18 protein-coding genes are annotated in these 17510 nt (G+C 72.9%); 8 read left to right on the forward strand and 10 right to left on the reverse strand.

Annotated elements, in window-relative coordinates:
* Positions 1–33 precede the first annotated feature (33 nt).
* From QUY26_RS12935 to QUY26_RS12945, 3 genes are read left to right on the forward strand one after another with little or no spacing between them, the layout of a single operon-like run.
* Positions 34–1311, forward strand: a complete 1278-nt coding sequence (locus QUY26_RS12935) for a magnesium transporter MgtE N-terminal domain-containing protein (protein WP_289946174.1) — start codon at positions 34–36, stop codon at positions 1309–1311.
* Positions 1298–1882: a DUF1003 domain-containing protein gene (locus tag QUY26_RS12940; protein ID WP_289946175.1), complete on the forward strand. Its 585-nt coding sequence runs from the start codon at positions 1298–1300 to the stop codon at positions 1880–1882. Before QUY26_RS12935 ends, QUY26_RS12940 begins: the two co-directional genes overlap by 14 nt.
* 43 nt (positions 1883–1925) lie before the next feature.
* Entirely contained in the window at positions 1926–3059 is a 1134-nt protein-coding gene (locus QUY26_RS12945; protein WP_289946176.1) for an Mrp/NBP35 family ATP-binding protein, read from the forward strand.
* Positions 3060–3200: 141 nt separating this feature from the next.
* Here the strand turns inward: QUY26_RS12945 and QUY26_RS12950 are convergent, their stop codons facing one another.
* The 5 genes from QUY26_RS12950 to sigE form a co-directional block, all read right to left on the reverse strand.
* Positions 3201–3872 carry a hypothetical protein gene (locus QUY26_RS12950; protein ID WP_289946178.1) on the reverse strand — a complete coding sequence of 224 codons (672 nt, stop codon included), beginning with the start codon at positions 3870–3872 and terminating at the stop codon, positions 3201–3203.
* Between the two features lie 256 nt (positions 3873–4128).
* The gene (locus QUY26_RS12955; RefSeq protein ID WP_289946180.1) at positions 4129–4617 is read right to left on the reverse strand and encodes a sec-independent translocase; all 489 of its coding nucleotides are present in this window, start codon (positions 4615–4617) and stop codon (positions 4129–4131) included.
* 262 nt (positions 4618–4879) lie between these two features.
* Positions 4880–6901, reverse strand: a complete 2022-nt coding sequence (locus tag QUY26_RS12960) for a S1C family serine protease (RefSeq protein WP_289946182.1) — start codon at positions 6899–6901, stop codon at positions 4880–4882.
* A gap of 146 nt (positions 6902–7047) precedes the next feature.
* A complete protein-coding gene (locus QUY26_RS12965; RefSeq protein ID WP_289946185.1) occupies positions 7048–8025 on the reverse strand; it encodes an anti-sigma factor family protein in 978 nt (325 codons plus the stop codon).
* A complete protein-coding gene (sigE, locus tag QUY26_RS12970) occupies positions 8022–8795 on the reverse strand; it encodes an RNA polymerase sigma factor SigE (RefSeq protein WP_289946187.1) in 774 nt (257 codons plus the stop codon). Before sigE ends, QUY26_RS12965 begins: the two co-directional genes overlap by 4 nt.
* A 130-nt stretch (positions 8796–8925) precedes the next feature.
* Between sigE and QUY26_RS12975 the strand changes: the two genes are divergently transcribed.
* Complete coding sequence (locus QUY26_RS12975) at positions 8926–9666, forward strand: O-methyltransferase (protein ID WP_289955676.1); 741 nt, start codon at positions 8926–8928, stop codon at positions 9664–9666.
* 224 nt (positions 9667–9890) lie between these two features.
* Here the strand turns inward: QUY26_RS12975 and QUY26_RS12980 are convergent, their stop codons facing one another.
* Positions 9891–10058: a DUF3117 domain-containing protein gene (locus QUY26_RS12980; RefSeq protein WP_003966491.1), complete on the reverse strand. Its 168-nt coding sequence runs from the start codon at positions 10056–10058 to the stop codon at positions 9891–9893.
* 340 nt (positions 10059–10398) lie between these two features.
* Here QUY26_RS12980 and QUY26_RS12985 point away from each other — a divergent pair, with 340 nt between their 5' ends.
* Complete coding sequence (locus tag QUY26_RS12985; RefSeq protein ID WP_289946188.1) at positions 10399–11199, forward strand: enoyl-CoA hydratase/isomerase family protein; 801 nt, start codon at positions 10399–10401, stop codon at positions 11197–11199.
* A 55-nt stretch (positions 11200–11254) separates the two neighbouring features.
* On the opposite strand, the gene QUY26_RS12990 is transcribed toward QUY26_RS12985, so the two are convergent.
* The gene (locus QUY26_RS12990; RefSeq protein WP_289946190.1) at positions 11255–11845 is read right to left on the reverse strand and encodes a DNA-3-methyladenine glycosylase I; all 591 of its coding nucleotides are present in this window, start codon (positions 11843–11845) and stop codon (positions 11255–11257) included.
* Positions 11842–12255 (reverse strand): DivIVA domain-containing protein, encoded by a 414-nt coding sequence (locus QUY26_RS12995; RefSeq protein ID WP_289955677.1) that lies wholly within the window; start codon positions 12253–12255, stop codon positions 11842–11844. The genes QUY26_RS12990 and QUY26_RS12995 overlap by 4 nt, the downstream gene beginning before the upstream one ends.
* A gap of 150 nt (positions 12256–12405) precedes the next feature.
* On the opposite strand from QUY26_RS12995, the gene folP reads away from it, so the two are divergent.
* Positions 12406–13266, forward strand: a complete 861-nt coding sequence (folP, locus tag QUY26_RS13000) for a dihydropteroate synthase (protein WP_289946192.1) — start codon at positions 12406–12408, stop codon at positions 13264–13266.
* Positions 13267–13457: 191 nt separating this feature from the next.
* On the opposite strand, the gene QUY26_RS13005 is transcribed toward folP, so the two are convergent.
* Positions 13458–14207 carry a TIGR00730 family Rossman fold protein gene (locus tag QUY26_RS13005; protein WP_289946195.1) on the reverse strand — a complete coding sequence of 250 codons (750 nt, stop codon included), beginning with the start codon at positions 14205–14207 and terminating at the stop codon, positions 13458–13460.
* A 188-nt stretch (positions 14208–14395) separates the two neighbouring features.
* A complete protein-coding gene (gene dapE / locus QUY26_RS13010) occupies positions 14396–15517 on the reverse strand; it encodes a succinyl-diaminopimelate desuccinylase (protein ID WP_289946197.1) in 1122 nt (373 codons plus the stop codon).
* 31 nt (positions 15518–15548) lie between these two features.
* On the opposite strand from dapE, the gene QUY26_RS13015 reads away from it, so the two are divergent.
* Complete coding sequence (locus QUY26_RS13015) at positions 15549–16652, forward strand: heavy metal transporter (RefSeq protein ID WP_436840315.1); 1104 nt, start codon at positions 15549–15551, stop codon at positions 16650–16652.
* Positions 16653–16973: 321 nt separating this feature from the next.
* Positions 16974–17411, forward strand: coding sequence for an ATP-binding protein (locus QUY26_RS13020; protein WP_289946199.1), 438 nt, complete (start codon positions 16974–16976; stop codon positions 17409–17411).
* Positions 17412–17510: the final 99 nt, after the last annotated feature.

Consider the following 17510-nt stretch of genomic DNA (forward strand, 5'->3'; position numbering starts at 1 on the left):
CCAGCGGTAGTGAGCAGCAGGGAGGCGCCGCGCATGGCGGCAAGCGCGCCCCGGATCTTCGTCTCGCACCTGGCGGGCACCGCCGTCTTCGACCCGAACGGCGACGAGGTGGGCCGGGTGCGGGACCTCGTCGTCATGCTCAGGGTGGGCCGCAGGCCGCCGCGGCTGCTCGGCCTCGTCGTGGAACTCGCCACGCGCCGCCACATCTTCCTGCCCATCACCCGGGTCACCGGCATCGAGTCGGGCCAGGTCATCACCACCGGCGTGCTGAACGTGCGGCGCTTCGAGCAGCGCCCGACCGAGCGGCTGATCCTCGGCGAGATGCTGGACCGCCGGGTGCGCCTGGTGGAGAGCGGGGAGGAGGTGACGGTCCTCGACATCTCCGTGCAGCGGCTTCCGGCCCGCCGTGACTGGGAGGCGGACCGGGTCTTCGTCAGAAAGGGCAAGGGCGGGGCCTTCCGGCGCAAGGGCGAGACGCTGACCGTGGACTGGGCGGCGGTGGACGGGTTCTCCCTGGAGGAGCACGGGCAGGGCGCGGAGAGCCTGCTCGCCACGTTCGAGCAGCTGCGCCCCGCCGACCTCGCCAACGTGCTGCACCACCTGTCGCCGAAGCGGCGCGCGGAGATCGCCGCCGCGCTCGACGACGACCGGCTCGCGGACGTCCTGGAGGAACTGCCGGAGGACGACCAGATCGAGATCCTCGGTGCCCTCAAGGAGGAGCGCGCCGCCGACGTCCTGGAGGCGATGGACCCGGACGACGCCGCCGACCTCCTCGCCGAACTGCCGGAGGAGGACAAGGAGCGCCTGCTCACCCTGATGCAGCCGGCCGACGCGGCCGACGTGCGCCGCCTGATGGCGTACGAGGAGCGCACGGCGGGCGGCCTGATGACGACCGAGCCGATCGTGCTGCGCCCGGACGCCACGGTCGCCGACGCCCTCGCGCGGGTGCGCCAGGAGGACCTCTCCCCCGCGCTCGCCGCGCAGGTGTACGTGTGCCGCCCGCCGGACGAGACCCCGACCGGCAAGTACCTGGGCGCCGTGCACTTCCAGCGCCTCCTGCGCGACCCGCCGTACACGCTCGTCGGCTCGATCCTCGACGACGACCTGCGGCCGCTGCGCCCGGAGGCCGAGCTGCCGGTCGTGGCGGGCTTCTTCGCCGCGTACGACATGGTGTCGGCGCCCGTCGTCGACGAGAGCGGTTCGCTGCTCGGCGCGGTCACCGTCGACGACGTCCTGGACCACATGCTGCCCGAGGACTGGCGGGAGACGGAGTACCACCTCCAGGAGGGGGCCGGTCATGGCGGCGACTGAGCGGGAGCGCGACCGGGAGCGCGAGGGCAGGGACCGGGGCCGGGAGCGGGACGGCCGGGGGCGGTTCCGGCTCGATCAACCGCGCGCGCCGCGCCGCAAGCTGCTTCCCGACTACGACCCAGAGGCCTTCGGGCGGCTCTCGGAGCGGATCGCGCGCTTCCTCGGGACGGGCCGGTTCATCGTCTGGATGACGGTCGTCATCGTCATGTGGGTCGTCTGGAACGTCTCCGCCCCGGCCGGTCTGCGCTTCGACCAGTACCCCTTCATCTTCCTGACCCTGATGCTCTCCCTCCAGGCCTCGTACGCCGCCCCGCTGATCCTGCTCGCGCAGAACCGCCAGGACGACCGCGACCGCGTCACCCACGAGCAGGACCGCAAGAGCAACGAGCGGTCCATCGCCGACACCGAGTACCTCACCCGCGAGATCGCCTCCCTGCGCCTCGGCCTCGGCGAGGTCGCCACCCGCGACTGGATCCGCTCCGAACTCCAGGACCTGGTCAAGGAGCTGGAGGAGCAGCGCGGCGTATTCCCGTCCGACGAGGGTCGGGTACGTGACGTAGGCGACCGCTGACAGCCCTTTCCCGGCCCCTCCTACTGGGCCGTACCATCGTCGTATGGCTACGGAAGACGCGGTGCGCGAAGCACTGGCGACGGTGAACGACCCCGAGATCCAGCGACCCATCACCGAGTTGGGGATGGTCAAATCGGTGGAGATCGGCGCGGACGGCGCGGTCGCCGTCACCGTCTACTTGACGGTCTCCGGCTGCCCCATGCGCGAGACGATCACGAAGAACGTCACGGACGCGGTCGCCGCCGTCGAGGGCGTCACGCGCGTCGACGTCACCCTGGACGTGATGAGCGACGAGCAGCGCAAGGAGCTGGCCGCGGCGCTGCGCGGCGGCACCGCCGAGCGTGAGGTCCCCTTCGCCAAGCCGGGCTCCCTGACCCGGGTCTACGCGGTCGCCTCCGGCAAGGGCGGCGTCGGCAAGTCGTCCGTGACGGTGAACCTCGCGGCGGCGATGGCCGCCGACGGCCTGAAGGTCGGCGTCGTGGACGCGGACATCTACGGCCACAGCGTGCCGCGCATGCTGGGCGCCGAGGGGCGCCCCACCCAGGTCGAGAACATGATCATGCCGCCGTCCGCGAACGGCGTGAAGGTCATCTCCATCGGCATGTTCACCCCCGGCAACGCGCCGGTGGTCTGGCGCGGCCCGATGCTGCACCGCGCGCTCCAGCAGTTCCTCGCCGACGTCTTCTGGGGCGACCTGGACGTGCTGCTCCTGGACCTGCCGCCGGGCACGGGCGACATCGCGATCTCCGTCGCCCAGCTCGTCCCGAACGCCGAGATCCTGGTCGTCACCACCCCGCAGCAGGCCGCCGCCGAGGTCGCCGAGCGCGCGGGCTCCATCGCCGTGCAGACCCACCAGAAGATCGTCGGCGTGGTCGAGAACATGTCCGGGCTGCCCTGCCCGCACTGCGACGAGATGGTCGACGTGTTCGGCACCGGCGGCGGCCAGAAGGTCGCCGAAGGCCTGACGAAGACCACGGGCGCGACCGTGCCGGTGCTCGGCTCCATCCCGATCGACGTGCGCCTGCGCGAGGGCGGCGACGAGGGCAAGCCGGTCGTCCTGACCGACCCGGAGTCCCCCGCGGGCTCGGCGCTGCGCGCGATCGCGGGCAAGCTGGGCGGCCGCCAGCGGGGGCTCTCGGGGATGTCGCTGGGGATCACGCCCAGGAACAAGTTCTGACGGCTGCGAGAAGGCCGGACGGAGGCATGACCAGCCCGTCCGGCGATTGAGGACGAGGCGCGAAGCGCCGATCGGCGTCCGCGCGAGTGTGGGGCACCGTCAAGACGAACGGCGCCCCACACCCCTTACCGGTCCGGAGGACTACCCCGCGTACTCGGCGATGTCCTTGATCACCGAGAAGCCGAGGCCGTACGCGCTCATGCCGCGCCCGTACGCCCCCAGATGCACCCCTCCCTCGGTGGACCCGGCGAGCACCCAGCCGTACTCGGACTCCCGGTAGTGGAACGAGGTCGGGACCCCGTCCACGGGCAGGGAGAGCGTCGACCAGTCGGGCCCGCGCAGGTCGTCCGCGAGGACCCAGGCGGTCTCCGTCTGCTGGTCGAGCCAGTCGTCCCGCAGGCTGTGGTCCATCTGTCCGGGCCAGGTGAAGGACAGCAGCCCCACCCCGGCGAGCCAGGCCGCGGAGGACACCGAGGTCGCCTCCAGGACGCCGGTGCCGTCGGCGCTGCGCCGCACCGGGTTGGCGGCGATGGTCACCACGACCGCGAACCGCTCCTTGTCGCCGTTCCCGAAGGAACCCTCCGCCCTGACCGACGGCTCGTCACCGTGACCGATGGAGCCGTGCTCGACGGCCCCGTCCGCGGCGGTGCCGACCTGCATCAGCCAGCGCGGTCCCGTGAAGGCCTCGTCCAGGCCGTACCAGGGGAAGGGCGCCAGCAGGTAGCCGTCGACCGTGCGCCGGGCGGAGGGCACCGCTCGCGCGGCACCATCCGCGGCTGGCGCCTGCGCGCCCACCCGACTTGTCGTCTCCATGTACCCGGCCGCCTCCTCGCTCTCGTCGGTCCGGAGCGGCCCGCCCCCCTCGGGCGTCCTCACGCCGGACAACAAGGCAGGATAGCCACACCGATTCCGGATGCCGGTGAACCGGTCGGCGGAAGAGGTGTTCGCGACGGCCCCGACCAGGCCGTACCGGGCGCCGGGCGGTGCATCTCGGACACACTCCGGCGCACGCGGGCGCCGGGGGTGGCGCGGGGTTTCGCCGGAACGCGGTGCGGGGCCGCCGGTGACGTCAGGTGGCGTCGACGTCGAACGGCGGCGGGTCGCCTGCCGCCGGTTTTCCGGGCTCGGACCGCTTCTCCATGTCGATACGGCCCCCGCCGGAGCCGTTCGCCGAGGCGGTCGAGGACCCCGCGGAGCCCGCGGTCCGGCTGCCCGAGTCCTCGCCGGAATCGCTGTCGCGGCCGTGCACGGCGTCCGCGACTTCGGCCATTTCCTTCTTCAGGTCGAAGCCGTTGCGGATTTCCTTCAGGCCGAGATCGTCGTTCTCCATCTGCTTCCGGATGAACTTCTTCGGGTTCAGGTCTTCGAACTCGAAGTCCTTGAATTCCGGGCCCAGTTCATTCCGTATGTCCTGCTTCGCGCTGTCGGAGAATTGGCGGATCTTGCGAATGGTCCGCGTGATGTCCTGAATGAGCTTCGGCAGCTTGTCCGGGCCGAAGATGAGCACGGCGAGGATGACCAGCGTCACTATCTCGAGTGCGCCAATGTCGTTGAACACCTTGAAAGCTCCTTGCCGTCCGGACCGGGTCTACGGTACCCGCCGTGGCTGTCCGTCCGGTAGCCGCAGGGCGACAACGCGGTCAACGCGGGCGGGGCGCCCGAGCGCTGGACCAGCGGGGTCGGAGCGCCCAGGGCCGCCCCGGGCCGCCCGGGGGCCGGACCGGGCGAGGCCCGCGGACCGCCCGCCCGGCGTCTCCGTGGGTCCCCGGCGTCCCGCTGCTCCCCGGCCTCCCCGCCGGTCCCGCTCGCCCGCCTCCCCGCTACTCCCCGCTCGCCGTGCCGAGGACCAGCGTCACCTTGCGCTCGTCGCCGCCGCGCTCGACGGTCAGCTCAAGGCGGTCCTTCGGGCGGTGGGCGCGGATCTTCACGATGAGCTCGTCGCCGGAGTGCACGCGCTGGCCGTCCACGGCCGTGATCACGTCGCCCGGCTTCAGGCCCGCCTTGGCGCCGGGGCCGCCGCGATTGACGGCCGGACCGCCGTCGCGGCTCTCGCGGGCGATCCGGGCGCCGTCGCCGGTGAACTGCTTGTCGATGGTGACGCCGATGACGGGGTGCGTGGCCCGGCCGGTGTTGATGAGTTCCTCGGCGACGCGCTTGCCCTGGTTGATGGGTATGGCGAAGCCGAGGCCGATGGAGCCGGACTGGCCGCCGTCCGGGCCGGAGTCGTTGCCCGCGGAGCGGATGGCGCTGTTGATGCCGATGACGCGGGCCCGGGAGTCGACGAGGGGCCCACCGGAGTTGCCCGGGTTTATCGGCGCGTCCGTCTGCAGCGCGTTGACGTACGAGACGTCGCTGCCGTCGCCCTTCTCGCCGCCCGCGGTGATGGGGCGCTCCTTGGCGCTGATGATGCCCGAGGTGACGGTGTTGGCGAGGTCGAAGGGCGCGCCGATGGCCACGACGGGGTCGCCGACCTGGACGTTCTCGGAGTTGCCGAGGGGCAGCGGCTTGAGGCCGCGGACGCCGGAGACCTTGACGACGGCGAGGTCGTAGCCCGCGTCACGACCGACGACCTTGGCGGCGGCGGTCTCGCCGCCGCTGAAGGTGACCGATATGTTGCCGCCGGAGCCGCCGGGTTCGACCACGTGGTTGTTGGTGAGGATGTGGCCCTTGGCGTCGAGGACGAAGCCGGTGCCGGTGCCCGCGCCGTCGTCGCCGCGGACGTGCAGCGTCACCACGCCGGGCAGCGCGCTCGCCGCGATCCCGGCGACGCTGTCCTTGGGCCGCTTCCGGGACCCGGAGTCGGCCTGCGGCAACTCCACATCGCTCCCGAACCCGCCGTCGCGCTCCAACTGCGCCCCGACGACTCCCCCGATCCCACCGGCGACCAACGCGATCACCACGGCCCCCAGCACGAGCAACTGCCGCCCACGCCGCCGCCGCTGCTTCTCGGTCTCGACGGCGGCACCGGTCTGCTGCAGCGGGGCACTCCAGGGGTCGTAGCGCTGCCAGGGACCGCCGGGGGCAGCGGCATGCGGTCCAGGGGCTCCCCCGGGTCCGGGGGATGCCGGTACGGGGGATGCCGGTACGGGGGCTCCTGGTCCGACGGCTCCGGTAGCGGCGACCTCCGGTGCGGGGGCTCCCGGTCCTGAGGCCGGCTGGGTGGTCCCGTCGGGCGCGGGGGTGCCGTGGGGCAGGGCTTCGTGGGGCGTCGCCCCGTGGGCTGCGGGCGCCGGGTGCGGGGAGCCGGGAGCTTGCGGGCCGTGCCCCGGGGCGCCCGGGTAAGGGGCTCCGGGCGCGGGCGCGCCGTGCGTGGGGGCGCCGTGCGTGGGGGCGCCGTGCGTGGGGGCGCCGTGCGTGGGGGCGCCGTGCGTGGGGGCGCCGTGCGTGGGGGCGCCGTGCGTGGGGGCGCCGTGCGTGGGGGCAGGGGCGCCGGGTATGGGGGTGCCGTGGCCCTGGGTGCCGTGGACGGGCGTGCCTGTGTGGACGGGCGTGCCTTGGGCCGGTGTCGCTACGGGGTGCTGCACGGGCGGTGCGGGGGCCCAGGGCCCGGGCTCGCCGTAGGGCGGGGTGCCGTACGGGTCGGGCTCGTGCAGGGGGCGGGGGCGGTCGGTGGGGGCCCGGTCGGCGGGGGTGGCGTCGACAGGCGCGGGCGCGGTGTCGGTGGGTGCGGCGTCGGTGGGCGCGGGGGCCGCGTCGGTGGGCGCGGGGGCAGGCGGCCCGGCCAGGGGCGCGCCAGGCCCAGACCCGGAGACCCCGGCCGTACCCGCACCACCGTCGCCGGCGGTCGTCCCGGCCAGGGAGCCCCGTCCCTCAGGCCCCGTGCCAACGTTCGGCTCGTCCATGCTCTCCCCACAACTGGCCCGCGGCGGACGCCGATTACGTGCTCGTCGCCGGGTCCGCCGAGTCCCCGGCGGGCACGGCCCACCGAGGATTCAACCAGGTCTGCTTCCCCGACGTGCAGCTCACGTCGGGGAAGGGGTGAGGGCCGTCAGTGGAACTGCCTGCCGTACAGCGGGTCGGGCCGGGGGGTGGCCCTCGGGGTGGAGTCGACCGTGGCGTTCAGGGTGAGGCCCTGGGGGGCGCCGTCGCGGGACTCGTCGGCGACGGCCCGCACCAGCGGGGACATGACGCCGGCACCTGCCAGGAGCGGGGCCGTGACCTGCGGGGTGTCCGGCCCGTGTCCGGGCCGGAGGCGGGCGCCGGCCAGGAGGGGCGCCGCGGCGGTGGTGGGCGCGAGCGCCGGGGACCGCGGCCCCTGCACGGAGAGCGGGTTGGCGCCACGACGCCGCACGGAGTCGGGCACGGCGGTGTTGGCCGTGCTCGGGGAGCGCAGGGGCGAGGCGTTGCTGTTGGCGGCGGCACCGCCCGCGCGCTGCTCGCCCGTGGTCAGGGGCGTGCCCATCGTGACCCCGCCGAGCGCTATCGCGGCCAGCGACACCGCCCCGGCCGCGGCGAACGCGAACCGCCGGCCGAGCCAGACGGACCGCTCGGCCTCGGGCCGGGCGACCTCATGGACGGGGAAGCCACGCCGCTCACTGGGCAGCACCGCGGTGTGGGCGCCCGAGGGGACGTACCCGACGAAGGGCTCGTGTCTGCCCCCGCGAGTGCTGAAGACACCGCCCCGGGGCAGGCCGGTGGACTCCGACGACCCGGTGGCGAAGCCGTCGTCGACGGGCGTACGCGGGCCCCCGGACCGGCCTATGTCGTCGATGTCGGCGGCGGGAAGACTCTGGAGACGGGCGAGGAAGCTCTCGCTGGGGGGCGGCGCCGCGGTCTGCGCGAAGACGTTCTTGAGGCGGCGCTGCGCGTCGGCCTCGGCCTTGCACTTCGGACAGGTCGCGAGATGCGCGAGCACTCGCTCGCGCGCGTCATGACCGAGCTCACCGTCGACCAGCGCGGCGAGCCGGTCCCCCAGGTGCTGCTCGGCGAGATGCCGCTCGGCAGGATTGGACCGTGATCCACTCACGCGGTCGCGCCCCCTCCTCCCAGCGCCACGGCTCCGCTCACGGCCAGCGAGCGGCGCTCGGCGCGGGCCTCGGGCGAGCGGTGCTGAAGGGCCTTGCGCAGCTGGGAGCGGCCGCGGTGGATACGGCTGCGGACCGTACCGAGCTTGACGCCCAGGGTCGCGGCGATCTCCTCGTACGAAAGGCCTTCGATGTCGCACAGGACGACGGCGGCGCGGAACTCGGGCGCGAGGGTGTCGAGCGCCTGCTGGACGTCCGCGTCGAAGTGGGTGTCGTTGAACACCTGCTGGGGGGACGGCTCGCGGCTGGGGAGGCGCTCGGCGGCGTCGTCACCCAGGGCGTCGAACCGGATGCGCTGCTTGCGGCGCACCATGTCCAGGAAGAGGTTCGTGGTGATGCGGTGCAGCCAGCCCTCGAACGTGCCGGGCGTGTACGTCGAAAGGGAGCGGAAGACGCGGACGAAGACTTCCTGCGTGAGGTCCTCGGCATCGTGCTGGTTGCCCGTCAGGCGGTAGGCGAGGCGGTAGACGCGGCCGCTGTGCGTGCTGACGATCTCTTCCCAGGTGGGAGGAGTCCATGCCTGCGATTCCGCGTCAGCGGCAAAGGTCGCGGTCTGAGCGGAGTCGGTGGCGCGGGAACGGTCAGCGGTGTCGGTCACGGATTTCGGCTTGCCCGCCCGTCCGAGAATGCGCTTCAGCGCCCTTCTGCGAACTGCGCGCGCAGCCGCACCTCCCCTGTCGGCTCTGGTGGTGTCCAGTGGAGCCCCTACCATAACCACCTCGCCCGTTAGCTCCGGATAAGCGTTTTTACGTGAATTTGGTACTTGGTTCTTGCCGTTCCCGCCTCGTCGGGTCCGCGTCGCGCAAACTCCGCGAGCCGACTTGAGTTCCAGATCCATGTCTATGCCCCCGCTGTCCTCACACCCCTTCTCAACGCACGGTCCCATCTGCGGGTTCCCGGCCCCAACGGATACAGTCACGGCCAGGCAACCACGGGGACAGGAGAGGGCCATTACCGGCAACCGGCAGACGAGCTGGGCGTTCGCCGACGCCTTTGTCGCCGAGGACGAGGCGCTGCGCTGGGCCCGGGACCGGGCCCGGGAAGCCGGGCTGCGCTCGGTGTCCCCCGGCACCGGCGCCGCCCTCGGCATGCTGGCCGCCACCGTGGACGCCAAAGCGGTCGCCGAGATCGGTACGGGCACGGGAGTGTCGGGCATCCACCTGCTGCACGGAATGCGCCCCGACGGCGTCCTGACCACGGTCGATCCGGAGCCGGAGCGCCAGCAGTTCGCCCGCACGGCCTTCCGCGCCGCCGGTTTCGCGGGCAACCGCGCCCGCTTCATCCCCGGCCGCGCCCTCGACGTCCTGCCCCGCCTCGCGGACGGCGGCTACGACCTGGTCTTCTGCGACGGCGACCGCACGGAGTGCCTCGACTATCTCGCTGAATCGTTGCGCCTGCTCCGTCCGGGCGGCCTGGTCTGCTTCGAGGGCGTCTTCGCGGACGGCCGCACCGTGGACTCCGGTCCGCAGCCCGTGGAGGTGCTGCGGCTGCGTGAGCTGCTGCGGGCCGTCCGCGAGAGCCAGGACCTGGTGCCTTCGCTGCTCCCGGTGGGCGACGGCCTCCTCTGCGCCGTCAAGCGCTAGCCGTCGGGGGCCGCCCCTCACCGGGGCTCCTGGTGGTGCCGAGCCGGTGATTCGGCCTTTCTCTCCGGCGGAATCCGGACGTTCACGCAGGCCGCAGGACCCGCGGCAGCCCCTCCCCCGCCAAGCTCACGGATGCCTTCGGCCCCCGTACACAGCGCTGCCCCGGCTCGTCGTACGATGCCGGGGCAGTGCGGAAAACGGTGAACAGTGTGGGCGCTTTCGCGTCAGCCGACAACCTTCTTCAGGGCGTCGCCGAGGGCGTCGGCCTCGTCGGGGGTCAGTTCGACGACAAGTCGACCGCCGCCTTCGAGCGGAACGCGCATGACGATGCCCCGCCCCTCCTTGGTCACCTCGAGCGGGCCGTCGCCCGTCCGCGGCTTCATGGCCGCCATGCTCGTTCCCCTTCCTGAAACCAGCTTGTCGCAGCCGACAACCCAGGTGTCAGCGGCATCGAACACATTGCTTCCAGGTCATTATCCCGCATCGCGGGACCCGATGACCAACATCAGTCGGCATCGCTTGCGCAACGCACGTCCGCAAAACCACCCAATTCGGCGATGTGGCTGCAATACTTCGCCGCCCCACACGCTTCTCCCGCCCCGCGCACTTTGACGCAGGTCACATCGGCGGCGGCGTACCGAGGGCCAATGATCTAGGTCATGCTGGGCCCGAAGCCCACCGGGCAGCGGACCACACCAGCAGCGGACCACAGGACAGCGGAGGGGACCCACCATGGCCGACACCGTGCTCTACGAGGTGAGCGACGGACTCGCGACGATCACGCTGAACCGCCCCGACGCGATGAACGCGATGAACGTCGAGGCCAAGGTCGCCCTCCGGGAGGCGGCGCGCTCGGCCGCGGCGGACCCCGCCGTGCGCGCGGTGCTGCTCACCGCCACCGGGCGCGCCTTCTGCGTGGGCCAGGACCTCAAGGAGCACGTGGGCCTGTTGCAGCAGGACCGCGAGACCGGCTCCGGGCAGACCATGAGCACGGTGCGTGAGCACTACAACCCGATCGTGCGGGCCCTGACCGGTATGCCGAAGCCGGTCGTCGCCGGTGTCAACGGCGTGGCGGCCGGAGCGGGCTTCGGCTTCGCCCTCGCCGCGGACTACCGGATCGTCGCGGACACGGCGTCGTTCAACACGTCCTTCGCGGGCGTCGCGCTGACCGCGGACTCCGGGGTCTCCTGGACCCTCTCGCGCCTCATCGGCCCGGGCCGCGCCGCCGACCTGCTGCTCTTCCCGCGCGGCATCAAGGCTCAGGAGGCGTACGACCTGGGGATCGCCAACCAGGTCGTGCCGGCCGCCGAGCTCGCGGAGACGGCCCTGAAGACGGCCCGCGCGCTCGCCGAGGGCCCGACCCTGGCGTACGCGGCGATCAAGGAGTCGCTCGCCTACGCCGCCGGGCACAGCCTGGACGAGGCGCTGGACAAGGAGGACGAACTGCAGACCCGGGCGGGCGCCTCCGAGGACCACACGATCGCGGTGAAGGCGTTCCTCGACAAGGCCAGGCCGAAGTACCTCGGCCGCTGACCGCCCGGGGCCCGGGCGGCCAGGGCCTCGGGCGCCGCCCCCTCGCTTCCGCCCCTCAGGCCCCGCCCGCCTCGCGGGCCACGCAGTCCGCGAGGTGGTCGTTCACCAGGCCGCAGGCCTGCATCAGGGCGTACGCCGTGGTGGGTCCGACGAAGCGGAGGCCGCGCTTCTTCAGCGCCTTGGACAGGGCCGTCGACTCGTCCGTGACCGCGGGCACGTCCGCGAGGGTCCGCGGCGCCGGGCGCCCGACCGGGTCCGGGGCGAACGACCAGATCAGCTCGTCCAGTTCACCGGCGGGCCAGTCGGCGAGCACGCGCGCGTTGGCCATCGTCGCGTCCACCTTCGCGCGGTTGCGGATGATGCCCGCGTCGGCGAGCAGCCGCTCCCGGTCCGCGTCCCCGAACTCCGCGACCGCGGCGATCTTGAAGCCGGAGAACGCGGCGCGGAAGCCCTCGCGGCGGCGCAGGATCGTGATCCACGACAGGCCCGACTGGAAGGCCTCCAGGGACACGCGCTCGAACAGCGCGTCGTCGCCGTGCACCGGACGGCCCCACTCCTCGTCGTGGTACGCCACGTAGTCCTCCGTGGACAGGCCCCACGGGCAGCGCAGACCGCCGTCCGGGCCCGGGATCGCCCCGCCGCTCATCTGCCGTCCTCCGGTCGCTCGTCCGTCGGCTCCGGGGCGCCGCGCTGTGCCTGCCCGCGCTCCGCCGCGTCGTACTTCTTGAAGAGGCCGGGGCCGCCGACCGCCGCCGCCTGGGCACCCGCGAGCGCCGACTCCAGCTCGGCGATGCGGGCGTCCCGCTCCGCCAGCTCGGCCGCGAGCCGGTCCAGGCACTCGTCCACGTCCACCATGCGATAGCCGCGCACCGTCATCGGGAAGCGCACCGCCTCCACGTCGGCGCGGCGCAGCGGGCGGTCCGGCGGCAGCGGGTCGGTCAGCCGCTCCGGCGCCGCCTCGGGCAGCGCGCCGCTCTCACCGCCGCCGAGGACCGCGAGGGTCACCGCGCCCACCACGACGACGAGGGCGATGACCAGGAACAGGAACATGACCATCTCTGCGGTCCCCACGCTCGGATGCCGGCCGCTCGGCGGCCGACACGGAAACTGTCTGGCTCCGATCGTGCCATGCGGCTGTGACAGTTAAGGTCGCAGGCGGCCGGACCGCGAGGCCGGACCGAGGAACGACAAGGAGGCTCACAGGGGATGCTCAGGCTGGGCAGGCGCGAGTTCGACGCGCACGAGCCGGTGATCATGGCGATCGTGAACCGGACCCCGGACTCCTTCTACGACCAAGGGGCCACGTTCCACGACGAGGCCGCCCTCGCGCGCGTGGAGCAGGCCGTCGCCGAAGGCGCCGCGATCATCGACATCGGCGGGGTCAAGGCCGGGCCCGGCGAGGAGGTCACCGCCGAGGAGGAGGCGCGGCGGACCGTCGGCTTCGTCGCCGAGGTGCGGCGGCGCTTCCCCGATGTCGTCATCAGCGTCGACACCTGGCGGCACGAGGTCGGCGAGGCCGTCTGCGACGTCGGGGCCGATCTGCTCAACGACGCGTGGGGCGGGGTCGATCCCAAGCTCGCGGAGGTCGCGGCGCGGTACGGGGTGGGGCTCGTGTGCACCCACGCGGGAGGCGCGGAGCCGCGTACACGGCCCCATCGCGTCGAGTACGACGACGTCGTCGCCGACATCCTCCGGGTGACCGTCGGACTCGCCGAGCGGGCCGTCGCGCTCGGGGTGCCCCGGGAGTCCGTCCTCATCGACCCCGGGCACGACTTCGGGAAGAACACCCGGCACTCGCTCGAGGCCACGCGGCGGCTCGGGGAGCTCGTCGACACGGGGTGGCCCGTGCTCGTCTCCCTCTCCAACAAGGACTTCGTCGGGGAGACGTTGGACACTCCGCTCAAGGAGCGGGTGGTGGGGACGTTGGCCACGACCGCTGTGTCCGCGTGGCTGGGGGCGCAGGTGTACCGCGTCCACGAGGTCGCCGAGACGCGGCAGGTCGTCGACATGGTCGCCACGATCGCGGGCCACAGGCCCCCGGCGGTCGCCAGGAGGGGGCTGGCGTAGGGCTGAGGCCGGGCCCTGCCGGGGGCTCCCCAATCCCACCCCTTCCCGAACCTGGGGCCCCGCCCCAGACCCCGCTCCTCAATCGCCGGAGGGGCTGAGAGATTCAGCCGCACATGATCTAGCCCGTCCGGCGATTGAGGACGAGGCGCGAAGCGCCGATCACGCCCGCCAAGGCCCAGGGGCCAGAAACCTCACCGACCCACTTCCTTCGTCACCAACGCCACCGCCTCCTCCACCTCGTCCGTGACGTGGAAGAGGAGGAGGTCCTTCTCGGAGGCCTTGCCCTGGGCGACCACGGTGTCGCGGAGCCAGTCGACGAGGCCGCCCCAGTAGGCGGTGCCGAAGAGGACGATGGGGAAGCGGGTGACCTTGCGGGTCTGGACGAGGGTGAGGGCCTCGAAGAGTTCGTCGAGGGTGCCGAGTCCGCCGGGCAGGACGACGAACCCCTGGGCGTACTTCACGAACATGGTCTTGCGGACGAAGAAGTAGCGGAAGTTGACGCCGATGTCGACGTGGGGGTTGAGCCCCTGCTCGAAGGGCAGCTCGATGCCGAGCCCGACGGAGATGCCCTCGGCCTCACGGGCCCCCTTGTTGGCGGCCTCCATGGCGCCGGGCCCGCCCCCGGTGATGACGGCGAACCCGGCGTCGACGAGCGCCTTGCCGATCCGCACCCCGGCGTCGTACTCGGGCGAGCCCGGCCTGGTCCTCGCGGAGCCGAAGACGCTGATGGCGCTGGGGAGTTCGGCGAGCGCGCCGAAGCCCTCGACGAACTCGGACTGGATGCGCATGACCCGCCAGGGGTCGGTGTGCACCCACTCGGTGTCGCCCTCGGTGTCGAGGAGCCGCTGGTCAGTGGTACCGGGCGTGATCTGATCGCGCCGCCGCACCACGGGCCCCAGGTGCTGCTCCTCCGGCGGACCCTGCGCTTCCGGATTGCCCATGAACATCCCCTTCCACTGCCGGTCGACCCCGGCCCACCCGCACGGCCGCGCTCAACTCGCTCGTTGTGCCACTTCAGCGTAGATCTACGGGCGTTACGCGGGGCGTAACTCCAGAAGTCGGGACTTCAGAAGTCGCAAGGCCGTGTCCGCAGTCGCAAGGCCGTGTCCGCCCGGGCGCGGTCTTCGCGTCAGGCGGTCAGCCAGGCCCGCAGCCGCTCCTCGGCCTGCGGGATCTGGGACGCCTGGACCCGCTCGTCGACCTTGTGGGCGAGGATCGGGTTGCCGGGGCTGTAGTTGACCGCGGGCACGCCGAACGCGCTGAAGCGGGCGACGTCCGTCCAGCCGTACTTGGGCCGGGCCTCGCCGCCGACCGCCTCCATGAAGGCCGCGGCCACGGGGTGCGTGAGACCGGGACGGGCGGCCGGGGAGTGGTCGTCGACGACGAACTCGTCGATCCCGCAGTCGGCGAAGTACTCACGGACGAAGGCCTCGGCGTCCTCGGGGGTGCGGTCGGGCGCGTAGCGGAAGTTGACGACGACGGTGCACTCGTCGGGGATGACGTTCGTGGCGACGCCGCCCTCGATGCGGACCGCGTTGAGGCCCTCGTGGTACTGGAGGCCGTCGACGACGGGCTTGCGCGGCTCGTACGCGGACAGCCTCTCCAGGATCGGGGTGGCGGCGTGGATCGCGTTGGAGCCCATCCACGCGCGCGCGGAGTGCGCCCGCTCGCCCTTCGTCTTCAGGAAGACGCGCAGGGTGCCCTGGCAGCCGCCCTCGACCTGGCCGTCGGTGGGCTCCAGGAGGACCGCGAAGTCGCCCGCCAGCCAGTCGGGGTGGGCCTCGGCGACCTTCCCGAGGCCGTTCAGGTGCGCGGCGACCTCTTCGTTGTCGTAGAAGACGAAGGTGAGGTCGCGGTTCGGCTCGGTGACCGTCCGGGCGATGCGCAGCTGGACCGCGACGCCCGCCTTCATGTCGCAGGTGCCGCAGCCCCACAGCACGCCGTCCTCGTCCAGGCGCGAGGGGACGTTGCCGGCGATCGGCACGGTGTCGATGTGGCCCGCGAGGATGACGCGCTCGGCGTGGCCCTGGTGCGTGCGGGCCACCACGTTGTTGCCGAACCGGTCGACCGTCAGGTGCGGCAGGGCGCGCAGGGCGGACTCGATGGCGTCGGCGAGCGCCTTCTCCTCGCCGCTCGGCGACGGGATGTCGACGAGCGCGGCGGTCAGCGCGGCGGCGTCGACCGTGAGGTCGAGCGGGGCCGCGCCGGCCGGGGCGGGCTGAGCAGCGGTGTGAGCAGGAGTCCGGTCCATGGATCCGACCCTAACGCTCCGCTGAAGTACCTTGGGGCGCGTGTCCGGAACCTTCGCCTCCGCTCGGCGCGGCCGCCTCCCGCGCGTCGGGGTGGCCGTGGCCGTCCTGCTCGCGGTCGTGGCCTACGGGGTGCTGCAGTACGTGTCCGGGGAGCCGGAGCCCCGGTGCGCGGTGGTGTCGGGCGCCGGCGACGGGGCCACGTACGAACTGAGTGCGGAGCAGGCCGAGAACGCCTCGACGGTCGCGGCCGTCGGCACCCGGCGCGGGATGCCGGAGCGCGCCGTGACGATCGCCCTCGCGACCGCGCTGCAGGAGTCCGGGCTGCACAACATCCGCCACGGCGACCGCGATTCGCTGGGCCTGTTCCAGCAGCGGCCCTCGCAGGGCTGGGGCACCCCGCGCCAGATCATGGACCCGGTGTACGCGGCCGGACGGTTCTACGCCCGCCTGGACCAGGTCCCCGGCTATTCGCGGCTGCCCCTGACGGTGGCCGCGCAGCGCGTCCAGCGCAGCGGCTTCCCCCAGGCGTACGCCAAGCACGAGCCGGACGCCGCCCTCCTCGCCGCCGCGCTCACGGGCCGGGCGCCCGCGACCCTCACCTGCGAGGGGCGGCCCGGCGTGGCCCCCGGCGGCCCGGACCGGGTGCGCCGGGCGCTGGCACGGGACTTCGGGGCGGGCGTCCTGGCGAGCGACGGCGCGGCGGACGGCGACGTGGTGCGCGTGCGCGTGCCGGGGGCGAAGGCGGGGCCGGCGGCGGTCGGGCCGGACGGCGGGGCGCCGCGACGCGGCTGGGAGCTGGCCCACTGGGCCGTGGCGCACGCCTCCGCGCTGCACATCGAACGGGTCTCTTACGGGGGCCGCGAGTGGCGGGCCGGGGGTGACGGTTACGGCACGTACACCCCGTCCACCGGGGATTCTGCGGATTCCTCTGCGGATTCCGGGACTTCCGGGGATTCTGTGGATTCTGTGGATTCCGGGCATGGATGGCGAAAGGCGGAGGCCGGTCCGCAGAAGTCCGAAGTGAGCCAAAATACCGGATCCAGCGGGGTCGCGAATGACTCCGGAACCGAATCCGACGGGGGCGGCGCGGGCTCCTCGCCCGCCGATGAGGTCCGAATCGTCACTGGGCAGTAGTGCGGCCGATCACCCGAAGGAAGCACGGCGAGCGCCGGACGGTGACACCCGCGGCGGATGTTCGCGTGCCCCTTCGCGCATGCCGCAAAGCCCTTGGGAACAAAGGGCTTTACGGGGTTCGAGCTCTTGCGGACGAATGCCGTTTGCCCGATTTTATCCGGACCCGATAATGCGACGCATTGCCAACTCTTTACGTTGGCGCACCGCAACCTTCGGGACCTTCGAGCGGTAGTCACTGCGTCCGAGCGCCGCAGTCCGCACCGCGCCCCGCAGTACGGACCGGCCGGGCACCCACACGTTCTCTCCGTCTGAAGGAGCATCATGTCCCTCCCCCTGACCCGCCGGATCGCCCGTGCCGCGCTGCTCGTTGCGGCAGCGGCACCCGTGGTCGGTGCGGCCGGCTCCGCCAGCGCCGCCGAGCTCCCGGCCGCCCCCGCCCTCGGCGGGGTCACCGCCCTGGACGGCGCGAACCTGGGCGACGCCGTCGACGACACGGCCAAGAACGTCACCGACCTGGCGGGGCAGGCCGGAAGCAAGGCCGTCAAGAAGGCCGTTCCCACCGCGGGCCAGGCCCTCGGCAAGAGCGTGCGGACCACGGCGCCCGCCGCCCAGCAGGTCGGCGGCGACCTCGCCGGATCCGCCGGTGACGTCGTCGGCGACACCGCGGGCACGGCCACCCAGGGCGGCCTGCCCACCGACGCGCTCGGCAAGGGCGCCCCGACCGGCCAGCTGCCCCTCCAGGGCCTGCCGCTCAGCTGATCCACCGCGGCACGCACGACCGATCCCACCCGCGTACGCACGCCTGATCCCCCCTCGCGTACGCCGAAGGGGTGCGGGAGGCCCCAGCCTCCCGCACCC

The sequence above is a fragment of the Streptomyces flavofungini genome (genome assembly GCF_030388665.1).
In the GTDB taxonomy this organism is placed as follows: Bacteria; Actinomycetota; Actinomycetes; order Streptomycetales; family Streptomycetaceae; genus Streptomyces; species Streptomyces flavofungini_A.

What these genes read in the sequence shown, in the direction of transcription:
- QUY26_RS12995 (WP_289955677.1), bottom strand. Translation starts at nt 12,255, where the DNA reads ATGGTCATGTTCCTGTTCCTGGTCATCGCCCTCGTCGTCGTGGTGGGC.
- QUY26_RS12980 (WP_003966491.1), bottom strand. Translation starts at nt 10,058, where the DNA reads ATGGCGGCCATGAAGCCGCGGACGGGCGACGGCCCGCTCGAGGTGACC.
- folP (WP_289946192.1), top strand. Translation starts at nt 12,406, where the DNA reads ATGCTCAGGCTGGGCAGGCGCGAGTTCGACGCGCACGAGCCGGTGATC.
- sigE (WP_289946187.1), bottom strand. Translation starts at nt 8,795, where the DNA reads ATGGTAGGGGCTCCACTGGACACCACCAGAGCCGACAGGGGAGGTGCG.
- QUY26_RS12940 (WP_289946175.1), top strand. Translation starts at nt 1,298, where the DNA reads ATGGCGGCGACTGAGCGGGAGCGCGACCGGGAGCGCGAGGGCAGGGAC.
- QUY26_RS12990 (WP_289946190.1), bottom strand. Translation starts at nt 11,845, where the DNA reads ATGAGCGGCGGGGCGATCCCGGGCCCGGACGGCGGTCTGCGCTGCCCG.
- dapE (WP_289946197.1), bottom strand. Translation starts at nt 15,517, where the DNA reads ATGGACCGGACTCCTGCTCACACCGCTGCTCAGCCCGCCCCGGCCGGC.
- QUY26_RS12975 (WP_289955676.1), top strand. Translation starts at nt 8,926, where the DNA reads ATGCCCCCGCTGTCCTCACACCCCTTCTCAACGCACGGTCCCATCTGC.
- QUY26_RS12935 (WP_289946174.1), top strand. Translation starts at nt 34, where the DNA reads ATGGCGGCAAGCGCGCCCCGGATCTTCGTCTCGCACCTGGCGGGCACC.
- QUY26_RS13020 (WP_289946199.1), top strand. Translation starts at nt 16,974, where the DNA reads ATGTCCCTCCCCCTGACCCGCCGGATCGCCCGTGCCGCGCTGCTCGTT.
- QUY26_RS12950 (WP_289946178.1), bottom strand. Translation starts at nt 3,872, where the DNA reads ATGGAGACGACAAGTCGGGTGGGCGCGCAGGCGCCAGCCGCGGATGGT.
- QUY26_RS13005 (WP_289946195.1), bottom strand. Translation starts at nt 14,207, where the DNA reads ATGGGCAATCCGGAAGCGCAGGGTCCGCCGGAGGAGCAGCACCTGGGG.
- QUY26_RS12985 (WP_289946188.1), top strand. Translation starts at nt 10,399, where the DNA reads ATGGCCGACACCGTGCTCTACGAGGTGAGCGACGGACTCGCGACGATC.
- QUY26_RS12945 (WP_289946176.1), top strand. Translation starts at nt 1,926, where the DNA reads ATGGCTACGGAAGACGCGGTGCGCGAAGCACTGGCGACGGTGAACGAC.
- QUY26_RS12960 (WP_289946182.1), bottom strand. Translation starts at nt 6,901, where the DNA reads ATGGACGAGCCGAACGTTGGCACGGGGCCTGAGGGACGGGGCTCCCTG.